This window comes from Streptomyces sp. GLSS-08 (assembly GCF_056387915.1).
In genome coordinates this window covers 670,078-680,253 of sequence record NZ_JBWJAQ010000001.1, presented here as the reverse complement: position 1 = coordinate 680,253, position 10,176 = coordinate 670,078, and the positions used below count along the sequence as shown (strand labels likewise).

At 69.4% G+C, this 10,176-nt stretch carries 3 protein-coding genes, 1 tRNA gene and 2 rRNA genes; 5 read left to right on the top strand and 1 reads right to left on the bottom strand.

Annotated features, from left to right (window positions below; genetic code table 11):
- The 4 genes from AC0ZLC_RS02705 to AC0ZLC_RS02690 all read left to right on the top strand — a co-directional run.
- Window positions 1–106, top strand: a 23S ribosomal RNA gene (locus tag AC0ZLC_RS02705); the annotation flags it as partial.
- Window positions 107–198: 92 nt separating this feature from the next.
- Window positions 199–315 (top strand): 5S ribosomal RNA (gene rrf, locus AC0ZLC_RS02700).
- Between the two features lie 114 nt (window positions 316–429).
- Window positions 430–1,092, top strand: a complete 663-nt coding sequence (locus tag AC0ZLC_RS02695) for a DegT/DnrJ/EryC1/StrS family aminotransferase (RefSeq protein WP_476750229.1) — start codon at window positions 430–432, stop codon at window positions 1,090–1,092.
- A gap of 84 nt (window positions 1,093–1,176) precedes the next feature.
- Window positions 1,177–1,252: transfer RNA gene (locus AC0ZLC_RS02690), tRNA-Thr, on the top strand.
- A 95-nt stretch (window positions 1,253–1,347) separates the two neighbouring features.
- Here AC0ZLC_RS02690 and AC0ZLC_RS02685 read toward each other — a convergent pair.
- Window positions 1,348–4,095 (bottom strand): SpoIIE family protein phosphatase, encoded by a 2,748-nt coding sequence (locus tag AC0ZLC_RS02685; protein ID WP_476750194.1) that lies wholly within the window; start codon window positions 4,093–4,095, stop codon window positions 1,348–1,350.
- A 342-nt stretch (window positions 4,096–4,437) separates the two neighbouring features.
- Here AC0ZLC_RS02685 and AC0ZLC_RS02680 point away from each other — a divergent pair, with 342 nt between their 5' ends.
- On the top strand, window positions 4,438–9,927 hold the full coding sequence (locus AC0ZLC_RS02680) for a HAMP domain-containing protein (RefSeq protein ID WP_476750193.1): 5,490 nt from the start codon (window positions 4,438–4,440) through the stop codon (window positions 9,925–9,927).
- The last annotated feature ends 249 nt before the right edge of the window (window positions 9,928–10,176 follow it).

Here is a 10,176-nt window from a genome sequence, read left to right as displayed (position 1 = left end):
TTTGAGGGGTTAAGGCTCCCAGTAGACGACTGGGTTGATAGGCCAGATCTGGAAGCACCGCAAGGTGTGGAGGTGACTGGTACTAATAGGCCGAGGGCTTGTCCTCAGTTGCTCGCGTCCACTGTGTTGGTTCTGAAACCACGAACAACCCCATACCCGGGGCCACTGGGTATGGTGCGGTTGACAGTTTCATAGTGTTTCGGTGGTCATAGCGTGAGGGAAACGCCCGGTTACATTCCGAACCCGGAAGCTAAGCCTTACAGCGCCGATGGTACTGCAGGGGGGACCCTGTGGGAGAGTAGGACGCCGCCGAACAAATTTTGACAGAGCTGGTCCCCGAACTTCGGTTCGGGGACCAGCTCTTTTTTGTTGTGCGTCACTCGCAGTTCACGTTGCGCGACCACCATCCGGGGCATGGGTACTGCTGCAATGCTCAGGGCCGCGGGTGTCGGAGCCGGCGACGAGGTCATCGTGCCGGCCTTCGGGAACGTCGAGGTCGCCGAGGCCGTGACCCTCGCCGGGGCGATACCGGTGTTCGCCGACATAGATCCGGCGACGTACTGCCTGGACGCCCTCGCGGTCGAGGACGTGGTGACCCCGCGGACCGCTGCCGTGGTCGTCGTGCACCGCTTCGGGCGGCCGGCCGGCATCGCCCTCCTGCACGAGATCGGACAGCGACACGGCCTCCTGGTGCTGGAGCAGGGCGAGTCCGACGCACCGTACGACGAGACAGCGCAGCGCAGGGCGCGGGCCGCCTACCTCGACGCGCGGCTCAGCGGAGTACGGACACCGGACGGCGCGGACGGGCACACCTACCAGCAGTACGTGGTGCGCGTGCCCGGCAACGGGCGGCCCGACCGGGACGCCTTCGCTCGTGCGGTGCGGGCCAAGGGCGTCGACTGCCGGGTGCCGGTGAAGACGCCGGTGCACCGCATGCCCGGATTCCGCCGCGACGTCTGTCTCCCGGAGACCGAGCGCGCCGCGGACGAGACGCTCGCCCTGCCCGTGAACGCGTCGCTGACCAAACGCGAGATGCAGCGGCTGGTCTCCGCGTGCAATGCGCTCGGGGGACTGCTGCAACCCGCCTTCTGATCACCGCGGACTGGTTGGGTCCACGGTTCTGTTCGGGGTATGATCTATTCCGTTGCCGCGAGGGAAACCTCGAAAAGGCGACCGGCCCCCATAGCTCAGTCGGCAGAGCGTCTCCATGGTAAGGAGAAGGTCAACGGTTCGATTCCGTTTGGGGGCTCCACACGAAAAGGCCCCCGCCCATCCGGGCGGGGGCCTTTTCTCGTATCCAGGGCTGCCGACGACTCGGACTTCCGGGTTTTTCAGACGGTTTGCCGGTCAGTCCCTCTGCAGGCCCGGGACGCGCATCGCGAGAATCGCCATGTCGTCCGACGGGGCGTCCGAGGCGAAACGCTCCACGGCACGCATGATGCGCGCCGCCACCGCACCGGCCGTCAGCCCCGTGCAGGTGGTGAGGACCTCGGCCAGACCGTCGTCGCCGAGCATGCGGGTGCCCTCACGGCGTTCGGTGACCCCGTCCGTCACGCAGAGGAGCACATCGCCGGGATCCAGCGTCACCGTCTCCTCGTACAGCTCCAGGTCGTCCATGACGCCGAGCAGCGGCTGCGGTTCCGCGGCTGGTTCGACCGTGCCGTCCTGGCGCAGGCGGAGCGGCAGCGGATGGCCCGCGCAGACCACCTTGAGGATGGCCGAGCCGTCCTCCTGGGGCCACAACTCCCCGTACAGGAGCGTCAGGAAGCGGCTGCGGGCGCCCTCGTCGAGAATCGCGGAGTTCAGGCGCTCCAGGACGGCCGGGCCGCCGAAGCCCTCGCGGGCGAGGAGCCGCAGCGCGTGCCGGGCCAGGCCCGTGACCGCCGCCGCCTCCGGGCCCGTACCGCAGACGTCGCCGATGGCGAAGCCGTAGGCACCGTCGCGGATCGGGAAGACGTCGTAGAAGTCGCCGCCCACCTCGTTGCCCTCGCCGGCCGCGCGGTAGATGACCTCCACCTCCACGCCGTCGATCACGGGGAGTTCGGGCGGCAGCAGGCTGCGCTGGAGGGACTGGCTGATGGCCGTGCGCTCCGAGTACAGGCGGGCGTTGTCCAGGGCGAGCGCGGCCCGGCGGCTCAGGTCCTCCGCCAGCTCCAGGATCTCCTGGCGGAAGTGCTCGTCCGACGGCTTGCCGAGCGTGAGCATGCCGATGACACGGTTGCGGGCCACCAGCGGGAGGACGACGGTCTCGCCGCCGACCGCCGCGGCGGTGGCGAGGGTCGTGCCGATGCCGGAGCCCGACGACGGGGACTCGCCCAGTCCGAGACTGCGCATCGAGGTGCGCAGCGCCGTCTGGTGGGCCGCCGCGGCGGGAGCCGACCAGACGCGGGCGCCGGGAGTGGGGACCGGATCGGGCGGGGAGATCTTCGACAGCAGGGCCTTGAGGCCGTCGATGCGCTCCTCGTCCTCGTGCAGAACGTACGAGAGATACGGGTCCGAGGACTGGTCAGCGATCGTGTAGACGGCGCACCAGGTGGCCAGCGTCGGGACCGTCATCTGGGCCATCAGGGCCAGCGTCTGGTCGCGGTCCAGGGTGCCGGCGAGGAGGTCGGAGGCCTCGACGAGGAAGGACAGGGAGCCGCGGCGCAGGCGTTCCAGCTCGCCGAGGCGGGCGGACTCGACGGCCAGCGCGATGCGGTCGGCGGCGAACTGGAGGCGCAGCGCCTCCTCGTTCGAGTACCTGCCGGGCGCCTCGGCGGCGACGCCGAGGGAGCCGGTGAGGCGGCCCTCGACCTTCAGGGGGACGGTGACGACCGAGCGCATTCCGGTGCCGTTCAGCAGGGGGACCGCACCGGGGACGGCCGCGAGGTCGTCGTGGACGGCCGGCATGCGGGCCGAGCCGTAGCGGCCGGGGCCCGCCTCTACGGGGACCCGGGCGAAGCGCTGACGGGCGGAGGGCAGGCCAGTCGAGGCCCGTACCTCCAGCTCCGTCTCGTCGTCGGTGGCGAGGAGCAGGAAGGCGGAGTCGGCGTCGAGCATGTCGCGGGCGCGCTCCACCGTGCGCTGGAGGAGGCCGTCCAGGTCGTCCGGGGCCGGAGAGCCGATGAAGACCTCGAACGGGTCGGTGGTCTGGCCCTCGCTCATCGTGCCGGAGTCGGCGGAGGCGCCGCGCAGCGGGGTCTGCAGGACGGCGCGTTCGTGATTGCGCACCAGGAGGCAGACCGTCGAGGGCTCGCCGCCCGTGTCGCGGACGCGCAGGTGGGACGCGTACACGGCGATCACGCGGCCGTCGGCGCCGCGGAGACCGTAGCTGCCCTCCCAGCGCGAGAGCTGGAGGGCCTCGACGATGCCAGTGCTGGTGCCGGGGGTGTGCGGCCAGGCGGCGAGGTCCGTGAGCGGCTTGCCGGTGACCTGCTCCGCCGTGTATCCGAAGAGATCCTCGGCGTCCTCGTTCCAGGCGGTGATGGCGCCGGTGCGGTCGATCTGGACGACGGCGACGCGTACCCGGCCGTCGGCGAGGGGGAGCAGCGCGGCGGGGAGGGCGGGGCCGGCGGTGCGGGTACCCACCGCGCGCTCGGGCAGGTCGAGCTGGAACCAGACCCGCTTCCGGGTGGGCGTGTACTCGACGCCCCAGCGGTCGGCCAGGGCCCCGCAGAGCTGGAGGCCGCGGCCGCCCTCCCGGTCGGGGCTGCCCATGCCCGCGGAGGTCCCCTGGAGAGGGATCTCGCGTTCCGGGTAGCGGTCGGCCACCTCGACGCGTACGCCGTCGTCGCTGCGCAGACACAGGACGTCGGCGGACGTGCCGGCGTGCACCACGGCGTTGGTGACCAGTTCGCTGGTGAGGACCACGGCGTCGTCGACGATGTCGGCGAAGCCCCAGCCCTGGAGGGTGTCACGAACGAAACCGCGGGCGGTCGCGACCGATCGCCCCAGGGGCTCGAAGGTGGCGGCCGCGCGCGCGGTGATCACAGAACTCCTTGTCCGGTTGTCGGCGTGCAGGGCTCCGTGGTCTACCCGCTCCTGCCGGGGCAGGGGCTGGTCCCCCGTCGGCCGGGGATCCCGGGGTGCTTCCCCGGGATGCAGTCCGGTGGTCATGGTGCGGCGCCCCTCCGATGCCTGCCCGCTCGTGCTCGTGCCACCGCCCAGTCCGGACGGAACCGGCGTGGCTGGACAGCCGCATGCAAGGTTACTTACCTTCGCGGTCCGTGCGGATGCCGGTCGCCGGTGTTTCCGTCCGGAGGGTGTGCGGACGATGTGCGAAGCTGCCGAACTGTTATGGCCTGGTTCGGTCGGGGTGAAACACTGGGCAGGCTCCCTGGGAAGGTCCGGGCAGGCAGAAAGCCTTCCGAGCATGCCGGGCATAGGTACGCCCGGTACGCCGACGGAAGTACCTGAGCACGCAGAGCAGTAATGGTCGACCCCTGCGGGAGGGACACAGTGGAGTCTGGCGCAGCGACGCGGGGCACGAGGACGCGCGCGAAGGGCGGACAGTCCCCGAGCGGCGGGCGTACACCGCGCGGTGGTACGACAGCGGTGGACACGGCCGCGCTGAACCGGCTGCTGGCCGCCCTGGTCTCGATGCGGGACGGCAACTTCCGCAAGCGGCTGACGGTCTCCGGCGACGGCGTGATGTCCGAGATCGCGGCGGTCTTCAACGAGGTGGCCGACCGGAACCTCCAGCTCACCGGTGAGCTGTCGCGGGTGCGGCGCATGGTCGGACGTGAGGGCAAGCTCACCGAGCGGCTGGAGACGGGGGCTTGCGAGGGTTCCTGGGCGGCCGCGATCGACGCGTCCAACGCGCTCGTCGACGATCTCGTACGGCCCGTGTCCGAGGTCGGCCGGGTGCTGTCCGCGGTGGCCGAGGGCGATCTGTCGCCGCGTATGGAGCTTCGGGCGCAGGCCCCGGACGGCAACGGCCATCCGCTGCGCGGCGAGTTCCTCAAGGTCGGGCGGACGGTCAACAACCTGGTCGACCAGCTGTCGACGTTCACCGACGAGGTCACGCGGGTGGCCAGTGAGGTGGGCACGGAGGGCAAGCTGGGCGGGCAGGCGCGGGTGCGCGGGATGTCCGGTTCGTGGAAGGACCTCACGGACTCGGTCAACACGATGGCGTACCGGCTGACGGCTCAGGTGCGGGACATCGCTCTGGTGACGACGGCGGTCGCCAAGGGTGATCTGTCCCGGAAGGTCACGGTTCATGTGGCCGGCGAGATGCTGGAGCTGAAGAACACCGTCAACACGATGGTGGACCAGCTGTCGTCCTTCTCGTCCGAGGTGACGCGGGTCGCCCGGGAGGTGGGCACGGAGGGTGAGCTCGGCGGCCAGGCCCAGGTGCCGGGCGTGGCGGGAGTGTGGAAGGACCTCACCGATTCGGTGAACCTGATGGCCGGGAACCTCACGGCCCAGGTGCGCGGGATCGCGCAGGTGACGACGGCGGTCGCCAGCGGTGACCTGTCGCAGAAGGTGACGGTGTCGGCGCGCGGCGAGGTCGCGCAGCTCGCCGAGACGATCAACCAGATGACCGAGACGCTGCGCACGTTCGCCGACGAGGTCACGCGGGTGGCGAACGAGGTCGGCGGCGAGGGCCGGCTCGGCGGCCAGGCGAACGTGCCGGGTGCGGCGGGCACCTGGAAGGACCTCACCGACTCGGTGAACACGGTCTTCCGGAACCTGACCACTCAGGTGCGGGACATCGCCGCGGTGACGACGGCGGTGGCCAACGGCGACCTGTCGCAGAAGGTCACCGTCGACGTGGCCGGCGAGATGCTGGAGTTGAAGAACACCGTCAACACGATGGTCGACCAGCTGTCGTCGTTCGGTGCCGAGGTCACTCGCGTGGCGCGCGAGATCGGTGTCGAGGGTGAGCTGGGCGGTCAGGCGCAGGTGCCGGGCGCGGCCGGCACGTGGAAGGACCTCACGGACTCCGTCAACACGGCTTTCCGCAACCTCACCGGTCAGGTGCGCAACATCGCCCAGGTGACGACGGCGGTGGCGAACGGCGACCTGTCGCAGAAGGTCACCGTCGACGTGTCCGGCGAGATGCTCCAGCTGAAGAACACCGTCAACACGATGGTGGACCAGCTGTCGAGCTTCGCGGACCAGGTGACGCGGATGGCCCGGGACGTGGGGACGGAGGGCCGCCTCGGCGGTCAGGCCCGCGTGGACGGCGTGTCCGGTACGTGGAAGGAGCTGACGGACTCCGTCAACTTCATGGCGGGCAACCTCACGTCCCAGGTGCGGCAGATCGCCCAGGTGACGACGGCGGTGGCCCGGGGTGACCTGTCGCAGAAGATCGACGTGGACGCGCGCGGGGAGATCCTGGAGCTGAAGAACACCATCAACACGATGGTCGACCAGCTCTCCGCGTTCGCGGACCAGGTGACGCGGGTCGCCCGCGAGGTGGGTACGGAGGGCCGCCTCGGCGGTCAGGCGCAGGTGCCCGGTGTCGCCGGTGTGTGGCGTGACCTGACCGACTCCGTGAACGGCATGGCGGGCAACCTCACCGCCCAGGTGCGCAACATCGCGCAGGTCGCGACGGCGGTGGCCCGGGGTGACCTGTCGCAGAAGATCGACGTGGACGCGCGCGGGGAGATCCTGGAGCTGAAGAACACCCTCAACACGATGGTCGACCAGCTCTCGAACTTCGCCGAGCAGGTCACGCGCGTGGCGCGCGAGGTGGGTACGGAGGGCATCCTCGGCGGGCAGGCCGAGGTGCAGGGTGTCTCCGGCACCTGGAAGGACCTCACGCAGTCCGTCAACTTCATGGCGAACAACCTGACCATCCAGGTGCGGAACATCGCCGAGGTCACGACCGCCGTCGCCAAGGGCGACCTGTCGAAGAAGATCACCGTCGACGCGAAGGGCGAGATCCTCGAACTGGTCACCACGGTCAACACGATGGTCGACCAGCTCTCCAACTTCGCCGAGCAGGTGACGCGGGTGGCCCGTGAGGTGGGCACCGAGGGCAACCTGGGCGGGCAGGCGCGCGTGCCGGGTGTCACGGGCATCTGGAAGGACCTCAGCGACAACGTCAACGTGATGGCCAACAACCTGACCAATCAGGTGCGGAACATCTCGCAGGTCGCTACGGCGGTGGCCAACGGCGACCTCACCAAGAAGGTCACGGTCGAGGCGAGCGGGGAGGTCGCGCAACTCGCCGACACCGTGAACACCATGGTGAAGACGCTGAGTTCGTTCGCCGACCAGGTGACCCGGGTGGCCCGTGAGGTGGGCACGGACGGCATCCTCGGCGGGCAGGCGCGCGTGCCGGGGGTGTCCGGCACGTGGAAGGACCTCACCGAGTCCGTGAACGGGATGGCATCCAACCTGACCGGTCAGGTGCGCAACATCGCGATGGTCACGACGGCCATCGCGAAGGGCGACCTGACGAAGAAGATCGACATCGACGCGCGTGGCGAGATCCTGGAGCTCAAGACCACCATCAACACGATGGTCGACCAGCTGTCGTCCTTCGCGGAGGAGGTCACCCGTGTCGCCCGCGAGGTGGGCACCGAGGGTCAGCTGGGCGGCCAGGCGCGGGTCCGCGACGTCGACGGCACCTGGCGCGACCTCACCGAGTCGGTGAACGAGATGGCCGGGAACCTGACCCGGCAGGTGCGCGCCATCGCGCGCGTGGCGACCGCGGTGACCCGCGGCGACCTGAACCTGAAGATCGACGTGGACGCCTCGGGCGAGATCCAGGAGCTTCAGGACTACATCAACAAGATGATCGCCAACCTGCGCGACACCACCATCGCCAACAAGGAGCAGGACTGGCTCAAGGGCAACCTGGCGCGCATCTCGGCCCTGATGCAGGGGCGGCGCGATCTGGAGGACGTGGCCTCGCTGATCATGAGCGAGCTGACGCCGGTCGTCTCCGCGCAGCACGGCGCGTTCTTCCTCTCGATGCCGCTGCTGGACGGCAAGGACGCGGGCGCCCAGGACGAGGAGGCGTACGAGCTGCGGATGCTCGGCTCGTACGGCTACTCGATGGGCTCCATGCCGACGTCGTTCCGGCCCGGTGAGGCGCTGATCGGGACGGCGGCCCAGGAGAAGCGCACGATCCTGGTGGAGAACGCGCCGAGCGGCTACCTGAAGATCTCCTCCGGGCTCGGTGAGGCGCCTCCGGCGCAGGTGATCGTGCTTCCGGTGCTCTTCGAGGGCACCGTCCTCGGGGTGATCGAGCTGGCGTCGTTCACGCCGTTCACGCACATCCAGAAGGACTTCCTGAACCAGATCGCCGAGATGATCGCGACGAGCGTCAACACCATCTCCGTCAACACGAAGACGGAGGTGCTGCTGAAGCAGTCGCAGGAACTGACCGAGCAACTCCGTGAGCGGTCGGCCGAGTTGGAGAACCGGCAGAAGGCCCTCCAGGAGTCCAACGCCGAACTGGAGGAGAAGGCCGAGCTGCTGGCCCAGCAGAACCGCGACATCGAGGTCAAGAACACCGAGATCGAGGAGGCGCGGCAGGTCCTCGAGGAGCGCGCCGAGCAGCTCGCGGTGTCCATGCGCTACAAGAGCGAGTTCCTCGCCAACATGTCGCACGAGCTGCGTACGCCGCTCAACTCCCTGCTGATCCTGGCCAAGTTGCTCGCGGACAACGCGGACTCCAATCTCACTCCGAAGCAGGTCGAGTTCGCCGAGACGATCCACGGCGCGGGTTCCGACCTGCTCCAGCTGATCAACGACATCCTCGATCTGTCGAAGGTCGAGGCGGGCAAGATGGACGTCTCGCCGACCCGCATCGCGCTGGTGCAGCTCGTCGACTACGTAGAGGCGACCTTCCGCCCGCTGACGGCGGAGAAGGGGCTCGACTTCTCCGTGCGGGTCTCGCCGGAGCTGCCCGCCACGCTGCACACCGACGAGCAGCGCCTCCTGCAGGTGCTGCGCAACCTGCTGTCCAACGCGGTGAAGTTCACCGACTCGGGAGCGGTGGAACTGGTCATCCGGCCGGCGGGCGCGGACGTGCCGGTGGCCATCCGGGAGCAGCTTCTGGAGTCCGGTTCGCTGCGGGACGCGGACGGTGATCTGATCGCCTTCTCGGTCACCGACACCGGCATCGGGATCGCGGCGAGCAAGATGCGGGTGATCTTCGAGGCGTTCAAGCAGGCGGACGGCACCACCAGTCGCAAGTACGGCGGTACGGGTCTGGGACTGTCCATCTCGCGGGAGATCGCGCGGCTGCTCGGCGGGGAGATCCACGCGCAGAGCGAACCGGGGCGCGGCTCCACGTTCACGCTGTATTTGCCGCTGTACCCGAGCGAACTGCCGCCGCAGGGCTACGGGCAGCTGGCGCCGGCGCTCGGGGCCGGGGAACTGCTCGCGTCCGAGGCGGAGCAGGCCGGGTCCGGCGTCGAGACGCCGGCCGAGGTGAGGTCGTACCAGGACACCCAGAACGGTCCCGCCGCGCTCTTCAGGCGGCGGCGCCGGGCGGTGCCCGCGGCCGAGCAGCGGCCGGGGCTCACCGGGCCGTCGACGGCCGAGCGGGAGCGGTGGCAGGGTGACGGGCAGCAGCAGGAGACACCGCGGCCGAGGTCCGGCATCCGCTTCGACAGCGAGAAGGTGCTCATCGTCGACGACGACATCCGCAACGTCTTCGCGCTCACCAGCGTCCTGGAGCAGCACGGTCTGTCCGTGCTGTACGCCGAGAACGGCCGCGAGGGCATCGAGGTGCTGGAGCAGCACGACGACGTGACGGTCGTCCTGATGGACATCATGATGCCGGAGATGGACGGGTACGCGACGACCACGGCGATTCGCCGGATGCCGCAGTTCGCGGGCCTGCCGATCATCGCGCTCACCGCGAAGGCGATGAAGGGCGACCGGGAGAAGGCCCTCGAGTCGGGTGCCTCCGACTACGTGACGAAGCCGGTCGACCCCGATCACCTGCTCTCGGTCATGGAGCAGTGGATGCGGGGGGAGTGACGCGGGCGGACCGCTACACCGTGTCAGCGGCAGAGGGGACCGGGACGGGTGATCCGGATCACCGCCGGGCCCGCCGGCGCAGCCCGCTGCCCGCCCGGGCCCATGGTGGAACGTGCCCGACGTGCATGACCGACGGTGCTCGAAGTCGTGTAGAAACAGGGGATACGGGGAACCTTCTGGTCTCCCACCGCGTTTCTGCTACGTGCACAGTGACATCACGGTGACAGGGTGTGGCGACGAGCGGGGTGC

Bases quoted from the DNA above. Each gene is read 5' to 3' on its own strand.
- AC0ZLC_RS02695 (WP_476750229.1), top strand. From the start codon at position 430: ATGCTCAGGGCCGCGGGTGTCGGAGCCGGCGACGAGGTCATCGTGCCG.
- AC0ZLC_RS02685 (WP_476750194.1), bottom strand. From the start codon at position 4,095: ATGACCACCGGACTGCATCCCGGGGAAGCACCCCGGGATCCCCGGCCG.